Below are 15,196 nucleotides of genomic sequence, written 5' to 3' on the forward strand. Positions count from 1 at the left end.
GTGCAACGGATTGGCGGTGCAGCAGATCAGGTAGGCGCCAGTTTGGAGAACGTGGAAAGCGCCATGCGCAAGGCTGGCGTCGCGGCGTCCAAGGCCGCCAACGATGGCAGTGAGGCATGGAAAAATATAGGAATCGATGCCGCCGCTTTTGCGGCCGGCGATCTAGAGGCTAGGGTCAAAATGGTTGGCGCGGCGATGGAAGCGGTTGGCGGCGACCAGCGCTTTCATGAAGTCCTCGGTGTCCTTGTACGGGCTGCCGATGCGGGTGTTGCGGTCCGCACCGGACAGTTTGCACCAATAGCGGCCGCTCTTGAGGCCGCGGTCGCAGAACCACTGGTAGCCGCTGTAGTTGACGGTCTTGTCCGCCATGGTGCGGCCCTGATGGTCGATGACGAAGTCGAGCGGCAGCTTTTCGATCTCCGGCGCGAGCTGCTGCAGGTCGCCGGTCTCGATCCAGAGCTGTGCATGCCAGCCTCGCTCGGCAATGCGCGGCGCCAACGCCTTCAGGTCGTCCAGGTTCATGCCGCCGCCCGACAACACGGGCTTGCCGTCCTGATACAGGAGATTGATGCGCACGCCCTTGAAGCCGGCATCAGTCAATTCGTCCAGCCGCTTGTCGGTGACGTGCTGATCGAGGATCGCGACCGCGCGCAGCTTGTCCGGAAAGCGCTTCAGGGCTTCGAGCGTGACCTCATTGTCCGAGCCGGCATTGCCGGCATGGACGATGACGCCGCGTGAAATGCCGATCGACTTCCACACGTCGAACAGCATCTCGACCGGGAATTCCTGCTTCGGGGCAAATTTTCCAGAATAGTCGACGGGGAAACGATCGAATGGCCCATAGATGTGGACGTGGCAATCGCAACTCCCGTCTGGGAATTTTTCGAGCTTTTCCGTCATGGCGCTCTCACTTGCCGGTGAAATTTGCGGATCGCCGTTCCGCCGTGGACTTGACGCCTTCCCGGAAATCATCCGTCGCGCGCAGGCGGTTCTGCTCGGTCAGTTCATGATCCGTCGCCGTCTTGACGCGGTCCGCAAGCCCGGCACGCATGGTCGCTCGGGTCGACAGCAGGCCGAGCGGCGCGCATTCGGCAATCTCCTGCGCGAGCGACATGGCGGTCGCGCGGACCTTATCCTGAGGGACCAAGACGCTCGCCAATCCCATCGCCAGCGCCTGTTCCCCGGTGACGCGCCGGCTGGTGTAGAACATCAGCTCGGCGTTGGACTTGCCGATGGCCTCCGGCAGGGTGACGGTCAGTCCGAAGCCGGGATGGAAGCCGAGACGGGTGAAGTTCGCGGCGAACCGGGCCTCGGGACAGGTCACGCGGAAATCCGCCGACATCGCGAGGCCAAAGCCGCCGCCGATTGCGGCGCCCTGCACTGCTGCGACGATCGGCTTCTTGTTCCGGAAGATGCGCACGGCCTCAATATAGAGGTGACCGCTGTCCCGCTGGTCGCCATTGGCCGGCGCGTCCCGGGCCGGCGTATTGAAATCCGCTCCGGCGCAGAACGCCTTGCCCTGCGCGGCAAGGACGACGGACCGGATTTCGGCGTTCGCGTCGATCTTGTCGAGTGCGTCGGCGATGTCGCGGATGAGCTGGAGATCGAAATAATTCAGCGGCGGCCGCTGGATCTCGATCATTGCAACGTGGCCTTGCGAAGTAACTGCGATATCAGTGCTCATATGGCGTCAGATTCCTTTTGTCCTAATCAGCGAAGTCCAAGTCCGCGCGCGATGATGCCCCGCAGGACTTCCGTCGTGCCGCCCTGGATCGTCAGCTTCGGTGCGATCTTGAGCTCGAAGTCGAGCTGGTTGCGGAATACATCCTCTTCGTCGTCCTCGAGGTCGAGCAGCGAAGCGAGTTCGCGCACCCGATGCGGCAGGCCCTGCTCCCAGACTGTGCCAAGGTCCTTAACGATCGCGGCCTCGACGACGGGCTCTCGGCCTGCTTCGAGCATCCCCGCCACCGAGACGGACATGCGGCGCAAAGTGTGCAGCTGCGCGACCAGCCGCCCGATACCGACGGTCACTCGGACATCCGGCTTCGCACCCGCCGCATTGGTGAGCGCGAGCAGCGCGTCGTAAGTCTCGAGAAACCGTTCCGGCCCGGAGCGCTCGTAAGCCAGCTCGCTTGTAGCCTGCTTCCAGGCACCATCGACCTCGCCGATGACATGATCATCCGGAATGAAGGCGTCCTGGAACACGACCTCGTTGAAGTCGCGCTGGCCGCTCATCTGGCCGATGGGCCGGCAGGTGATGCCGGGCGTCTTCATGTCGACCAGAAACGAGGTCAGGCCATGTCGCCGATTCTCCTTGGTCGAACCCGAGGTCCGGAACAGGCCGATCATATAGTCCGCAAGGTGCGCGCTGCTGGTCCAGACTTTCGTACCGTTGATCAGCCAGCCGCCGTCCGTCTTGGTCGCCTTCGTGCTCGCTGCGAACAGGTCCGAGCCCGAGTTCGGCTCGCTCATGCCGATGCAGAAGAAAAGCTCGCCGCGGATGATCCGGGGCAGCACGTCTTGCTTGATCTTTTCATGGGCGTAACGAATGAGAGTTGGGCCGCTCTGCCGGTCCGCGACGAAGAAGCGCCGCACGGGAGCATTGGCGATCCGCATTTCCTCGGTCACAACATAGCGCTCGAGGAAGCTGCGCTCCTGACCGCCATATTTCTTGGGCCAAGTCATTCCGATCCAGCCTTTCGCACCGACACGACGGGAGAACTCATCCGCGTTCTTGTCGCCGACCTCCGGCCTGTCAGGATCGAACGTGCCGGCGGCGATCTCGCTCTCCAGAAACGCCCGGACCTCCTTGCGCAGTTCCTGGCAACGAGCTGGCAGGCGCATGGCGTCGAAATGGATGAGGGACATCGCGGCTCCTTTCAGCGAGAGGCCAGCAGGGGCCAGAGTTCCCGGGGACCTCTGGCCGCAATGAGCTCGCCGAGCTTGAGGCTCCAGAACGTTTCGTCACCAAACTCATCCCGCCACGACAGCAGACGGAGCGTGAACCGGTGCAGGATATGCTCGTCGGTGAAGCCGATCGCGCCGTGCACCTGATGGGCAATGCCGGTCCCGACCTCAGCGGCCTCGCTGCAGCGAATCTTGGCCGCAGCAACCTCCAGCAGCGCGGCGGCGTCATCGAAGCCGGTGTTGGCGATCGTATCGGCAGCGGACGCCGCAGCGGACGCTGCCGCAGCGACCTCGCCGCCGAGCCGCGCGAGACTGTGCTGGATCGCCTGGAATTTTGAGATCGGCTTCTCGAACGCGACACGCTGCTGCGAATAAAGAACCGAGAGTTCGAGAATTCTGTCCAGAGCGCCGGCAATCTGCTGCGCTCGCGCCGCTGCGCCCATCAGCAGGAGAACGTCCTTCTCCTGTGTTCCCGCCTCCTCCAAGCGTGCACTGTGAACCGGCAGAACGTTCGCGAGCTCCACGGTGTCGCGCGCGTCCCCCGCGAGGCTCTTGCCGGGCTTCAGCTTGCAATCGGCGGTTCGGACCAGAGCGACCAACGGTCCCTGGTCCCCAGTCGCCAGCACGGCGAGATGCTCGACATCGCTGGCAAAGGGCACCATGCGGGCCCGGCCGTTGACGCGGCCAGCCTTGTCGAGCGTGAGATGATCCTTCGGCCGTACCGGCGCCACCGTCATCGGGCCGCCCGGCGCAGTCAGGCCCGCACGGTCGAGCAGCCATCCGGCCAGAAGCGTTTCCGCGAGGGGCACTGCCAAGGCCGCGCGGCCGGCCTCGCGAATGATGCCGAAGCCATCGGCGAGCGACGCGCCAGCACCGCCGCCGGTCTCGGAGGCCCAGGCGAGGTCCAGTCCGATTTCCTGAAGCGACAACCAGAGCGGCGCCTTCCAGGCGTCGTCGCGCTGCTGCACGATGGTCTGCGGATCGGCCAGATCCGCCAGGACACGCGCGGCGGTTTCGACGACGAGGGTTTCAGAAGCTGACATCGTCATTCTCTCGTTAGGTGGATGGAGGGCGTGGCCCGATCACGCCCTCGGTTCGCAGCGCGGAGATCTCAGGATCCGACATCTCGAGCATCGATGACAGTACCTCGTCGGTGTTCGCCCCCAATCTGGCTGACACCGCGGCAGGCAATCTGTCGGCGCCGTGGATGCGGATCGGGCTGTCCGGGATCACGATCCGCCCGAACTGCGGATGCTCGATCCATTCGAGCATGCCGCGCGCATGCATGTGCCGGTCGTTGCAGACCTCTTCGAGGTCGCGTACCGGCGCGGACGGCACTTTGAATTTCGCCAGCGCTGCGCAGGCCTCCTCGCGGGTGATCTTCGAGCTCCAGTCCGCGATCAGCTGGTCGGTTTCGTCCATGTTGCGGACTCGCGCAACCTTGTCCCGGAAACGCGGATCATCAGCGAGCTCGGTCCGCCCGATGGCTTGCAGCAGGGCGGACCAATGCTTGTCGTTGGTCGCGATGATCGCGATGTAGCCGTCGCTTGCCGGATAGACATTATAGGGCGCAGCGGAGAGCCCGCCGTGTCGATTGCCAGTGCGCGGCGGCGCCCGGCCGATGTCGTACATGTAGGCAAGGTTGGAAGCGAGCGCGGGAAACACGGCTTCCTGCATCGCCACTTCCACCAACCGGCCGACGCCCGTGATCTGCCGCTCGTACAATGCCGTCATTACGCCGGCATAAAGATGAATACCGCTCATGAAATCGACCAGCGCCGGGCCGGCCTTTACGGGCGGACTGTCCGGAAAGCCGGTGACGCTCATCAGTCCCGACACGGCCTGAACGGTCACGTCCATCGCCAGATTGTCCTTGTCCGGACCCGACAGTCCGTAGCCGGACCCCGAGGCGTAAACTAGCCGGGGATTGAGCTCGTGCAGCACCGACCAGCCGATGCCGAGACGATCCATCACGCCGGGCGCGTAGTTCTCGAGCAGAACGTCGGCGTCCTTGACGAGACGCTTGAGGATTTCCTTGCCCTTGGCGGATTTCAGATCGAGCGTGATGCACTTCTTGTGGCCGTTCAGCATCGCAAAAGGCGCGCCTGAGCCGCGGCTGACGCTGTCGCGCTGTCGAACCGGCTCGCCGGCAAGCGGCTCGATCTTGATCACCATGGCCCCGGCCTTGGCCATCAGATAGGTTGCGTACGGCCCTTGATAGACCTGACCAAGATCGATGACAGTAAGGCCATCGAGCGGAAGATTGCGTCGACCCAGCATGTGTCCTTCTCGAATTTCCTTGCAACGGCTATCTCAGCTAAGCGCCGAGATACGCCTCCTGGATGTCGGGGGCGTCGGCGATCTCGCCGGCCGATCCCTCGCGCACGATCGAGCCCACCCTCAGCACATAGGCGCGATCAGCAATCTTAAGCGCCGCACGCATGTTCTGTTCGACCAGAAGCGCCGAGAGGCCCTTGGCCCGCAGCGCGCCAATCGCGCCGAGCACGAATTTTGAGAAGAACGGCGACAGGCCGAGTGACGGCTCGTCGAACAGGATCAGCCGGGGCCGCGCCATCAGGCCGCGACCAATCGCCAGCATCTGCTGTTCGCCGCCGCTGAGATTGCCGGCCGCCTGACGATAGCGCTCGCGCAAACGCGGAAACATGTTCAATACGTCCTCGACCGAGAACACGGGGCCGCTGCCGAACGCGTCGACGATCTTCAGGTTGGCCTCAACCGTCATCGACGGGAATATCTCGCGCCCCTCGGGTACGTGGCTGATCCCCGCGCGGCTCAGCGTCCAGGGCTTGCGTCCGTCGATGCGCTTCTCTGCGAACTCGATGCGGCCCGCCGCGATAGGCAGTACGCCGGAGATCGCGTTCAACAGCGTGGTCTTGCCCGCACCGTTCGCGCCGAGGATGGCGACGATCTCGCCGCGATTGACCGAGAGCGAGACGCCGCGTAGCGCGACGACCTTCCCGTAAGCCGCCGAGACGTCCTTGACCGTCAGCAGCGTGCCATCACTCTTCATCGTCAGCCCCCAGATACGCGGTCACGACTTCCGGATGACTGAGAACGTGATGCGGCTCGTCCACCACGACAGGCCTGCCGTCCACGACGACAAGCGCGCGGCCACAGAGTTGCCGGATCACGGCCATGTCGTGCTCCACGATCAGGATCGTCCGCCCCGGCGCGATCGCACGGATCAGCGCGATGAAGTCGGCAGTCTCCCGGCCGTTCATGCCGGCTGCCGGTTCGTCGAGAAACATGATCTTCGGATCGGACATCAACGCGATGCCGACAGCGAGCCGGCGCTGCACGCCATAGGCCAACACGCCCGCCTTTCGATGCCGCTCTCCGTCAAGGCCGATAAGCGTGAGCACCTCCTCGACGCGAGTCTGGAAGGCCTGCTGATCCCTAGCAAAGGTCTTGCTGCCGAAGATTCGGCCCAGGACGCCGTGGTGAAAGCTTGCATGGCGCCCGAACAGGAGATTTTCGAGCACCGTGCTTTCGGCGAACACCGCTGTCCTTTGAAAGGTCCGGGCGACACCCGAGCGCGCGATGTGGTGCGGCGGCATCCCCGCGATCTCGCTGCCCATGATGCGGATTGATCCGCTGGTAGGGACCGTGATACCGCAGAGGATGTCGAACAACGTCGACTTGCCCGCGCCATTCGGACCGATGATGCCGAAAATCTCGCCTTCCTGAACATCGAGGCTGACGCCGTTCAGGGCCGTCACGCCGCCATACCGCTTGACGATATCGCGGGCCGAGACGGCTGGACCCTCAGCGACTGCGATCGTCATCTGTCTTCCTTCCCAACCGGTCACGCAGGGCAACGCCCAGTTGATGCAGCCCCCCGGGGGCAAACATCATGATCAGAATGATGATCGACGAGAACACCAAGATCCTTATGTTCGGATCGAGGTTCATCGCCTGAGGTATCAACGTGAATATGGCAGCACCGATGACAGGGCCGACCACGAGTTGCGCGCCGCCCAGCAGCACCATCAACAATCCGTCCACAGTGTTCGCGACGCTGAACACCTCGGGTGTCACGATCTGGGTATAGGGAACAGCCAGCGCGCCGGCCAGCGCAGCGAACGGCGCGCTCAGCATGAATGCCTTCAGCCGGACACGCGCGACATCGACGCCCACGGAGCGAGCGAGATGGGGATTTTGGCGTACACTGTCCATCGCGGCACCGAAGGGCGACCGGCGCAAGGCTACGAGGAACAGGATAGCGAGCAGAAGAATGGTTGCCGTGACCGCGAAGTAGGTTTGCGGATCCGACAATTGAAGTGGACCAATCTCGATCGGTGGGAAGCCGAACAGACCGAGCGGACCTCCGGTGATCTCCTCCAGATTCGTCGCCGCGACCATGGCGACGCCGGTAAGCCCCCACGAGACGATCGAGAAATACGCGCCGGTCAGGCGCAGTGTAATGACTCCGATGATCGCGGCCAGCACTACGGACAAGACGAGCGCGATGAGCACCGAGACCTCGAAAGGCAGCCCCAGTTTGCCCATTCCGATCGCCGCGCCGTACGCTCCGACACCGAAAAACAAGCATTGGCCAAGCGGGACTTCGCCGACACCGCCGAGGATGATGTTGATGCTCAAGGCAAACAAGGCGAACGCGCAGGTATAGCCTGCCAGAGTTACCACAAACGGGTCGGTGAAGGTGTAAGCGAACACCGCGATGGCAATGAGGGCGCAGGCGACGTAGGAGGCCTCCCGCGCGGTGCGTCCAGACCTTTTCTTGTCCGAGACAGCGACCTGCTCTCTGTCGATCATCGTGCCGAAGTCCTGGGTCGCCATACTTAGTGCCGATGTTGCTGGAGTTGACCAAGCAGTCCCTGTGGACGGAACAGCAGCGTGGCGATGACAAGCGCCCAACCCAACGCGGGCGTCCAAGAGACCGAGACATAAGTTTCGAACAGCGCGTTGGCGACACCGATCAGAAGCGCTCCCAGCATCGCGCCGGGAATACTGCCCATGCCGCCCAGGATGACGACGGTAAATCCGACGATCAGGGCGCTGTATCCCATGGTCGGATAGATCGTCGTGATCGGCGCCAGCAGGGCACCGGCAAGACCCGCCGCGGCGACCCCGAGTACAAAGGCAAGCGCGCGTATCCAGGGCACGTCAATCCCGGAATAAAGCGCGCCGCGCGCGTTCTGGGCAACCGCGACGACCTGCTGACCCTTGATGCTCAGGCGAAGCCACAGGCCAAGGGCACCGAGCACGAGCACCGAGCAAACGAAGATGAATGCGCGCTGCGAAGTGACGAAGATCCCGAGAAATCGCATCGTGCTCTGCCCTAGAGGCGACGGCACAGGAAGCGGATCCGGCCCGAAGATCAGGATCAATCCTGCCACCGCGGCCTGACCGAGCGCGAAGGTCACGATAAGCGAGCCGTGATGCGAGTCTCCGTAGAGGCTACGCCGGATGACAATCCATTCGGTCAGAGCTCCAATGATCACGACGATCAGGACGGATAGCGGAACAGCCGCCAAATAGTTCAGGCCTTGCGACGTCAGCAAATAGCAGGCGTAGCCGCCCATGGCGAAGAACGCGCCATGAGCAAAGTTTGCGATACCCACGATTCCAAAGATCAGCGTAAGGCCGACGGCGATGACGGCATAGCCGGCGCCCAGCACCAATCCGTTGACGAGGGTTTGAGCAAGAAGTTCCAAAGCCAACGCACCTTCTACTTTGATCAGCGCTCGATCATCAGTTCGCGCTGACGCGCTCAAGCTGAACGACAGCCCCGTTCTCGACCCGTTGAATGTAGAAATATGGCGCCCGTGCCCTGCCCTTTTCGTCGAACTTCAGCAGCCCACGCGGGCTCTGCCAGGCGCCTTCACGAATGACCTTGGAGATCTTGTCGTAGTCGCTATCGGTGCCGGCCTTGTCCATGGCGGACGCAATCAGGTTGATCGCTTCGAAGATCACCAGCTCGCCCTTGCCCGGGACACTGTTGAACTTCTTCTGGTAGTTCTCGACGAAGTCCTTGCCGTCCGGCCCCGGATCGGACGCCATGAAGATCTCACCCGTGATGACGCCGTTCATGGCGCCTTCTGAGGGCTTGATCATGCCCGGCGTCACAACGCCTGGCGACATCACCTCGGTCTTGAAGCCGCCGATTTGGCGCACCTGCTTCCAGAGCTGCGCGGCGCGCGCCGGATAGGCGTCGGCGACGTAAATCATGTCCGGATTGCTTGCCTTGATCTTGGTGAGGATCGACGTGAAGTCGTTCGTCTCCGCGTCGTAGGTTGATGTGCTGACCAGCTCAATGCCAGCCGACTTGAGGCTCTCCCTGAGCTTCTCGAGAACAGTTTTGTTGAACTCGGAATTCTCGCCCATGTAGGCGACCGTCTTCGGCTTCAACGTCTTGACGATATAGGCGTTAAACGCCTCCGAATTCAGCGAGACGGTATTGTTGATTTGAAATAGCCAGGGGCTGCCCTGATCGGTGATAGCATCGGCCTGTGCGCCCGCGTTCACCTGCAGGATCCGCTTCTTCGTCACGGAAGATTCCGCGAGCACGACCGAGCTATTGGTCCCACCGGTAATCGCCTTCACGCGCCCGACGGACATCAGCTTCTGGACCGCTGCGACTCCGCCCTGCGGGGTGCCTTTTTCGTCTTCGAAGACCAACTCGAGCTTCCGGCCACTGAGAATGCCGCCGCGTTGATTGATGAGGTCCGCTGCATATTCGGCGCCGCGCTGCAGCTCTTGTCCGTAAGTCGCTGCCGCGCCGCTCAGCGGCAGCGCAAGGCCGATCTTTACCGGGTCGGCGGCCATCGCGCTGGGCGCGTAAGCGAGCTGCAAAGTGGTGGCCACGACGGCCCCCACCGAAAACATGACCTTCATGCGATAAGCAAGCTTCATCGTTTTTCCCCTATGATTATCTGCCGGACGAGCTGCGACGCCGCGGCGGCTTTCTTGAATGCAGGTCGGCTCAGACGTTCGAGCTCAACTCAAATTGCGCTGAAAGAGATCGAACAAGCGCTCCCAATGCCGCTCGGTGCTGGCCTTGTGGTAGAGGCGCCGGGTCGGAAACGCGAAGCCGTGTTCGGCTTCCGGATAGTATTCCATCCGTCCGTTAATGCCGCTCGTCTTGATCGCCTGCGACACCTGCTCGAGCATCTCGGATGGCGCGTAGTGATCATGCTCGGCCAGCGCAAAGTAGATCTCGCCCTTGATCTTGTCGGTGACGAGATGCGCGGAGTCCGACTGGTCGGTGACGAGGCGCGCGCCATAGACGGAGGCGCCGGCGGCCATGCGATCGGGAAACACGCCCATCGCGCGATAGACGTAGCGACCGCTCATGCAATAGCCGACGCATCCCGTCTTGCCCCGCCGCGCCGCCGGCTCGTTGGCCAGGAAGTCGAACATGACTTGGGTGTCTTCCATCACCATGGTGTTGGTGAGGTGTCGGTTGAGTTTCCACATGAGCTCCAGCTTGTCCGCGCAGGCGGGGTCCCACAGCCGGTTGGCGTCGAGATCGACGCAGCGGACCATGCGGTAATACATGTTCGGCATGATAACGTAGTAGCCGACGGTGGCGAGACGCCGGCACATGTCGGACAGTTCCTCGCGGACGCCGACCGAGTCCATATAGAAGATGACGACAGGGAACGGTCCTGGACGGTCCGGGTGAAACACATACGTGTTCATCACCCCGTCCTTGGTTTTCAGATCGACAACCTTCTCCTGCACGACTCCACCCTTCTTACCATTTTTGCCCCCGCGCGTTCGAGGCGTGGAGTGGGCGGAAGAATGTGCCGGGCTGCAGCTAAAAGCCAGCGCATTACAGATATGCGTGCGAATTTACAGATATGTGAAAATGGATCAGCTCAGTTGCGGGTTTTTGTCGCGGATGCGCTGTCCTCCCGCGTTACGAATTTGTCGATGCCTTCGCGCAGCGATCGCAGGATCTGCGTTCGTTTGGACACCAGCCGCTCGACTGGGCCGCCGACGCCGATCGCCAGGATGCGGCCGTGGCGCCGCTCCGGCAACAACATACCGATGACCCCTGCTCCGGCCGTCACGGTGTGAAGCGAGATGACGTAGCCGTCCTTGCGGATCTTGCGCAGCTTCTGCATCAGCTCCTTCAGGTCGACCTTCTTCTTCCGATCCTCCTCCTCAAAATTGATGCGGCGCACGAGCTTCTCGATCATGTCGTCCGAACGGGCGCTCAAGAGCATCCATCCGAGGCCCGAGCGGGCAAGGGGCCGGATCGTCCCAGGCCTGATCGAAAACTGGATCGTACGCGGCGAAGGTTGAACGTGAATGTATTGCATGTAGAGGTCGCTCTGGGTCGCGATGCTGACCGTCTCTTCAGTTTCCTTGTTGAGATGGTTGACCAGCGCCGAGATTCCGCGCTCGCCGAACAGCGCGCCCTGCACCCAGTGCCCGAGCTGCACGATGCGCATCGTCGGCATGTAAGTGCGCGAGTAACGATCGAAGTCGACATAGCCGAGCACGACCATGCTCTTGAGGACCGCGGAAGCGCTGGAGACGGGGTAGCCGAAGCGCAGCGCAACCTCCTTCAGACTCAGGGGACGCTGCATTTCGTCGAAATATTCCAGGATCTCGAACAATCGCTGGGCCGTCTTGATGACCTCTTTGGACATGCTTTCCTCGCTTGGTATTTTCACATAGATAGAAAAATTTTCTCATGAGCGAAAGTTATTTCGCGGGTACTCGGCCCTTGCTAAAATACTCACCAAACGGAGGGCGACCATGGTTTCTGCCGAGCAGATGAAGTTCGAAGTGTCCGATCGGGTCGCGACGATCACGTTCGACCGGCCGGACAAGATGAACGCGTGGACTCCGGTGATGGAGAGCGAGCTCCGCCGCCTGTTGGCAATCGCATCCGAGGACGACGAGGTCCGCGCGATCGTGATCACCGGCGCGGGCCGGGGCTTCTGCGCGGGCGCCGACATGGGCCGCCTGTCGGATGCGTCGTTGGGAAGCGCGGCCGCCGCTGTACCGATCGCTCCCCCGGTGAGCGACGACGATCAGGCGCAGCGATACAGCTATCTCCTCGCCGTTCCCAAGCCGATCATTGCGGGCATCAATGGCGCGATCGCGGGCGTTGGTCTTTGCATCGCGCTGTATTGCGATCTCCGCTTCATGGCGGCAGGCGCGAAGCTGACCACGTCCTTTGCCCGGCGCGGCCTGATCGCAGAGCACGGCAGCGCCTGGATGTTGCGTCAGCTCATCGGACCGATGAACGCCGCGGACCTGCTGCTGTCGGGGCGCGTGGTCGAGGCCGCGGAAGCCGACCGGCTCGGCCTGGTCAGGATGCTGCCGGCAGACAGCTTTCGCGAGGCAGTTCAGCAGACCGCGTCGGATTTTGCCAATCTCTGCTCGCCCCGATCCATGCGCATCATCAAGCAGCAACTTACGGCAGCCCCGCGACAAACCCTCGCCGAAGCGACGCAGCTCGCGAACAGGGAGGTCGCAATCTGCCGGGGAACCGAAGACTTCAAGGAAGGCGTTGCCCATTTCGTCGAAAAGCGGAGGCCAAGCTTTACCGGCAAGTGATGCGAGAACGCGAGCGTCTTTCGATGGAACTACGGGTCAGGCCGAGCGTGTGCCCCGTCATCAGGCCGGTCGGACTTGGCTCGGCCAGCGCGATGTCTTCAGTAGCGGCGCGCCACCCCTCGACGATCGCGAGAAAGCTGCGCCCTTCCTCGGTGATGTTCTACACGTCCGGCTCGCGCACGACCAGCTTCTGGCCGAAGATATCAAGATCCGGCGCACGTTCGGCGAGCCGCTTCATCCGTCCGGTCCATTCCTGGCCACTCTTAAAGAGGATGGCAAGGTGCTGCTTGATGACCTCGAGCCTGGCGCGTCCTTCGGTCTGGCCGTCGAGAATCTTCAGGATCGAAAGCTGGAAACTCACAAGCGACTCAGACGCTACCATTCAACGTCGCCGTATATTTGAGCCGAGCACGATGTGGAAGTCATGACGGTTACGCTGAAACAGGATACCGGCCCTGTCGATGCACTCGGCTGGACCTGCCTGCGGGACCCGACTAACCTGCCGTCAGATAGACACGAAATCAGAAGGTCGGCTCGGCATTGCCGGATCTCCGCGTAATAGCCGGCACATCAGACGATGGCCAGAAGAAGCAAGAGAGCGACACCGGACGAGCAGATCACGGAAGCGACGAGCTACGGCCCGCCGGCCGCGGGATCCGTCAAGTCGGCGGGAAGTGTGCTGCGAATCCTGGAGTTCTTCGACGAGATCCAACGCGACGCGCGCGTTGCCGAAGTGGCCGAACGGCTGGGATTTCCGCAATCGTCGACCTCGATCCTGCTCAACTGCCTCGTCGAGCTCGGCTACATGGATTATCTGCAGGAGAGCCGCAGCTTCCTGCCCTCGCCGCGCGTGACCCTGCTCGGGACCTGGCTCGACAAGGGCCCAGTCAGAAACGGCAGCCTGATGCGGATGCTCGAAGAGCTGTCCCATAAAACGGGCGACACCGTCATCATCGCCGCGCGAAGCGGAATCTATGCGCAGTATATCCACGTCTTGCAGGCCCGTGCGACGATGCGCTTTCATGTCCCGCCCGGATCCAGGCGCCTCGTGGTCTGGTCGGCCACCGGGTTTTCGCTATTGACGTCGAGCAGCGACAAGGAGATCCGCAGCCTGTGTACGCGCACCAACGCGGAAGCCGCGCTCGGCATAACCCGGATCGACATCAATCAGGTGCTCGAAAACGTCGAGCGAACGCGGCGTGAAGGCTTCTTCTTCTCGGCCGGTCTCGTCACCCCCGGCGCCGGATCGATTGCCGTGCCGCTGCCCGAGGGCATCGACGGCTGGAACCGCGCGCTTGCGGTCGCGGTCTCAGGCCCACTCCAGGATATCACGCGGCGACAGACGGAGATCGTCACGCTGCTCAATGATGTATTGCAGCGCTATCTCCGCCCCACAGCCTCGGTTTAGGCCGCGCCGGCGGCTGCCGGCCGGTCGACGAGCAGGGGCCAGAGACCCTCGCCGCCTTGCGCGCAGATCATCCGGCCGATCTTGTCCTGCCACCAGGGTTCCGCCCCCCATTCGTCGCGCCACGACCAGAGACGGCGAGTGGCATAGTGCAGCGGATGCTCCTGGGTAAACCCCATCGCGCCATGGACCTGATGGCAGAGGGCCGCGACCTGACCGGCAGATTCACCGCATCGCGATTTTGCAATCGCCACGGCCAGCGCGTCATCGCCCAGCCGCGGCGACTCGGTCAGCGCGTCGCCTGCCGCCGACGCCGCCGCAAAGTGGCCTGCCGCAATCGCCAGCATGTGCTGGATGGCCTGGAACTTCGCGATCGGGCGGCCGAACTGCACGCGCTCATTGGCGTAGGACAGCGCATAGTCCATGCACCGTTCCATCCCGCCGATCATCTGCTGCACACGGATAGCTGCGCCGAAGGGCATCAAGCCGTCAGCTCCGAGACTGGCGGGCGCCGGCAAGACATCGCTCGCGGCCAACTGCACGCCGCCGAAGTCGACATCTTCGCGCGGCTCGTAGGCGACGTTGCGCCGCATCTTGTTCGAGCGCGCTTTGGCGGTCGACACGCGGCAGAGGAAGGCTTTGCCATTTGCGTTGTGTGCAAGGACCAGCGCGGTCGGAGCTTGCTGGCCCCAGGCGACGTGCCGGGCGATACCTTGCAAGGTCGTACCTGCCGCACCCGAGACGATCGTGATGCGATCCTGCGGATTAACCGGCGCAAGCGTCACCGCGCCCGCGATGACGTCGCCGCCGGCGTCGGTCCAGAGCGCGTTGGCGATCATGGTCTCCGCCAGAGGCAGCGGGACGGAATGAAATGCGGATCTGCGGATCAGGTTTGCCCCAACGTTCGGGGCAAGCCCCGCCCCGCCCTTCATTTCCGGCACCAGCGCCAACGGCAGGCCGGCATCTTCAACCGCGCGCCATGGCGCATCAGGCCAATGCCCCGCGTCTGCCGCGGACAGAACCTTCTTGTCGATGTGCTGCGCGAAGAGGCGATCGGCCTGTTCGAGCACAATGGCGGACATGTCTTCCATGGCATTTCCCCGTCAGCGCAGGCCAAGACCGCGGGCAATCATCCCGCGCAGGATTTCCGGCGTGCCGCCGCGAATGGTGAACGATGGCGCGTGCAGCAACACATGTGCCATGGCCTGCGAATACTCGTCATCATCATCGAGACTTGCCTCGACCGGCAACAGCTTCCGCACCGCTTCCGGGACTTCCCGCTCGAATGCCGTGCCGACATCCTTGACCAGTGCAGCTTCGGTC

General features: G+C 62.7%; 16 protein-coding genes and 1 pseudogene. 2 read left to right on the plus strand and 15 right to left on the minus strand.

All coding sequences use genetic code 11. The features are described 5' to 3' along the window. Positions 1-162: 162 nt before the first annotated feature. From JHD07_RS15215 to JHD07_RS15270, 12 genes are all read right to left on the minus strand, one after another. On the minus strand, positions 163-900 hold the full coding sequence (locus tag JHD07_RS15215) for an amidohydrolase family protein (RefSeq protein WP_291623537.1): 738 nt from the start codon (positions 898-900) through the stop codon (positions 163-165). Positions 901-907: 7 nt separating this feature from the next. Then, positions 908-1,684 carry an enoyl-CoA hydratase/isomerase family protein gene (locus JHD07_RS15220; RefSeq protein ID WP_291623539.1) on the minus strand — a complete coding sequence of 259 codons (777 nt, stop codon included), beginning with the start codon at positions 1,682-1,684 and terminating at the stop codon, positions 908-910. A 26-nt stretch (positions 1,685-1,710) separates the two neighbouring features. Beyond that, on the minus strand, positions 1,711-2,868 hold the full coding sequence (locus JHD07_RS15225) for an acyl-CoA dehydrogenase family protein (protein WP_291623541.1): 1,158 nt from the start codon (positions 2,866-2,868) through the stop codon (positions 1,711-1,713). An 11-nt stretch (positions 2,869-2,879) separates the two neighbouring features. Continuing rightward, positions 2,880-3,950 (minus strand): acyl-CoA dehydrogenase family protein, encoded by a 1,071-nt coding sequence (locus tag JHD07_RS15230; RefSeq protein WP_291623543.1) that lies wholly within the window; start codon positions 3,948-3,950, stop codon positions 2,880-2,882. 13 nt (positions 3,951-3,963) lie between these two features. Next, complete coding sequence (locus JHD07_RS15235; RefSeq protein WP_291623546.1) at positions 3,964-5,187, minus strand: CoA transferase; 1,224 nt, start codon at positions 5,185-5,187, stop codon at positions 3,964-3,966. Between the two features lie 37 nt (positions 5,188-5,224). Then, positions 5,225-5,938 carry an ABC transporter ATP-binding protein gene (locus JHD07_RS15240; protein ID WP_291623548.1) on the minus strand — a complete coding sequence of 238 codons (714 nt, stop codon included), beginning with the start codon at positions 5,936-5,938 and terminating at the stop codon, positions 5,225-5,227. Beyond that, positions 5,928-6,713 (minus strand): ABC transporter ATP-binding protein, encoded by a 786-nt coding sequence (locus tag JHD07_RS15245; protein WP_291623550.1) that lies wholly within the window; start codon positions 6,711-6,713, stop codon positions 5,928-5,930. Before JHD07_RS15245 ends, JHD07_RS15240 begins: the two co-directional genes overlap by 11 nt. Continuing rightward, complete coding sequence (locus JHD07_RS15250) at positions 6,694-7,728, minus strand: branched-chain amino acid ABC transporter permease (RefSeq protein WP_291623552.1); 1,035 nt, start codon at positions 7,726-7,728, stop codon at positions 6,694-6,696. Before JHD07_RS15250 ends, JHD07_RS15245 begins: the two co-directional genes overlap by 20 nt. 2 nt (positions 7,729-7,730) lie before the next feature. Further along, the gene (locus tag JHD07_RS15255; protein ID WP_291623554.1) at positions 7,731-8,612 is read right to left on the minus strand and encodes a branched-chain amino acid ABC transporter permease; all 882 of its coding nucleotides are present in this window, start codon (positions 8,610-8,612) and stop codon (positions 7,731-7,733) included. Positions 8,613-8,643: 31 nt separating this feature from the next. Then, positions 8,644-9,804 carry an ABC transporter substrate-binding protein gene (locus tag JHD07_RS15260; protein ID WP_291623556.1) on the minus strand — a complete coding sequence of 387 codons (1,161 nt, stop codon included), beginning with the start codon at positions 9,802-9,804 and terminating at the stop codon, positions 8,644-8,646. A gap of 84 nt (positions 9,805-9,888) precedes the next feature. After that, positions 9,889-10,635 (minus strand): dienelactone hydrolase family protein, encoded by a 747-nt coding sequence (locus JHD07_RS15265; RefSeq protein WP_291623558.1) that lies wholly within the window; start codon positions 10,633-10,635, stop codon positions 9,889-9,891. 137 nt (positions 10,636-10,772) lie between these two features. Beyond that, a complete protein-coding gene (locus JHD07_RS15270; protein ID WP_291623560.1) occupies positions 10,773-11,552 on the minus strand; it encodes a helix-turn-helix domain-containing protein in 780 nt (259 codons plus the stop codon). A gap of 109 nt (positions 11,553-11,661) precedes the next feature. On the opposite strand from JHD07_RS15270, the gene JHD07_RS15275 reads away from it, so the two are divergent. Further along, positions 11,662-12,468, plus strand: coding sequence for an enoyl-CoA hydratase-related protein (locus JHD07_RS15275; protein ID WP_291623561.1), 807 nt, complete (start codon positions 11,662-11,664; stop codon positions 12,466-12,468). A 160-nt stretch (positions 12,469-12,628) separates the two neighbouring features. Here JHD07_RS15275 and JHD07_RS15280 read toward each other — a convergent pair whose 3' ends face one another. Beyond that, complete coding sequence (locus JHD07_RS15280; RefSeq protein WP_291623563.1) at positions 12,629-12,829, minus strand: hypothetical protein; 201 nt, start codon at positions 12,827-12,829, stop codon at positions 12,629-12,631. 216 nt (positions 12,830-13,045) lie between these two features. On the opposite strand from JHD07_RS15280, the gene JHD07_RS15285 reads away from it, so the two are divergent. Beyond that, on the plus strand, positions 13,046-13,876 hold the full coding sequence (locus JHD07_RS15285; protein WP_291623565.1) for a helix-turn-helix domain-containing protein: 831 nt from the start codon (positions 13,046-13,048) through the stop codon (positions 13,874-13,876). On the opposite strand, the gene JHD07_RS15290 is transcribed toward JHD07_RS15285, so the two are convergent. Together JHD07_RS15290 and JHD07_RS15295 are read right to left on the minus strand one after the other, a co-directional pair. Beyond that, positions 13,873-14,814, minus strand: a complete 942-nt coding sequence (locus tag JHD07_RS15290; protein ID WP_291623567.1) for an acyl-CoA dehydrogenase family protein — start codon at positions 14,812-14,814, stop codon at positions 13,873-13,875. The genes JHD07_RS15285 and JHD07_RS15290 overlap by 4 nt on opposite strands. A 162-nt stretch (positions 14,815-14,976) precedes the next feature. Further along, a pseudogene (locus JHD07_RS15295) lies at positions 14,977-15,196 on the minus strand (acyl-CoA dehydrogenase); the annotation flags it as partial.

This window comes from Bradyrhizobium sp. (assembly GCF_016462955.1).
Taxonomy (GTDB): Bacteria; Pseudomonadota; Alphaproteobacteria; order Rhizobiales; family Xanthobacteraceae; genus Bradyrhizobium.

Excerpts from the sequence above, each read along its gene's own strand:
- JHD07_RS15215 (WP_291623537.1), bottom strand. The coding sequence starts at position 900 with ATGACGGAAAAGCTCGAAAAATTCCCAGACGGGAGTTGCGATTGCCAC.
- JHD07_RS15220 (WP_291623539.1), bottom strand. The coding sequence starts at position 1,684 with ATGAGCACTGATATCGCAGTTACTTCGCAAGGCCACGTTGCAATGATC.
- JHD07_RS15225 (WP_291623541.1), bottom strand. The coding sequence starts at position 2,868 with ATGTCCCTCATCCATTTCGACGCCATGCGCCTGCCAGCTCGTTGCCAG.
- JHD07_RS15230 (WP_291623543.1), bottom strand. The coding sequence starts at position 3,950 with ATGTCAGCTTCTGAAACCCTCGTCGTCGAAACCGCCGCGCGTGTCCTG.
- JHD07_RS15235 (WP_291623546.1), bottom strand. The coding sequence starts at position 5,187 with ATGCTGGGTCGACGCAATCTTCCGCTCGATGGCCTTACTGTCATCGAT.
- JHD07_RS15240 (WP_291623548.1), bottom strand. The coding sequence starts at position 5,938 with ATGAAGAGTGATGGCACGCTGCTGACGGTCAAGGACGTCTCGGCGGCT.
- JHD07_RS15245 (WP_291623550.1), bottom strand. The coding sequence starts at position 6,713 with ATGACGATCGCAGTCGCTGAGGGTCCAGCCGTCTCGGCCCGCGATATC.
- JHD07_RS15250 (WP_291623552.1), bottom strand. The coding sequence starts at position 7,728 with ATGGCGACCCAGGACTTCGGCACGATGATCGACAGAGAGCAGGTCGCT.
- JHD07_RS15260 (WP_291623556.1), bottom strand. The coding sequence starts at position 9,804 with ATGAAGCTTGCTTATCGCATGAAGGTCATGTTTTCGGTGGGGGCCGTC.
- JHD07_RS15270 (WP_291623560.1), bottom strand. The coding sequence starts at position 11,552 with ATGTCCAAAGAGGTCATCAAGACGGCCCAGCGATTGTTCGAGATCCTG.
- JHD07_RS15275 (WP_291623561.1), top strand. The coding sequence starts at position 11,662 with ATGGTTTCTGCCGAGCAGATGAAGTTCGAAGTGTCCGATCGGGTCGCG.
- JHD07_RS15285 (WP_291623565.1), top strand. The coding sequence starts at position 13,046 with ATGGCCAGAAGAAGCAAGAGAGCGACACCGGACGAGCAGATCACGGAA.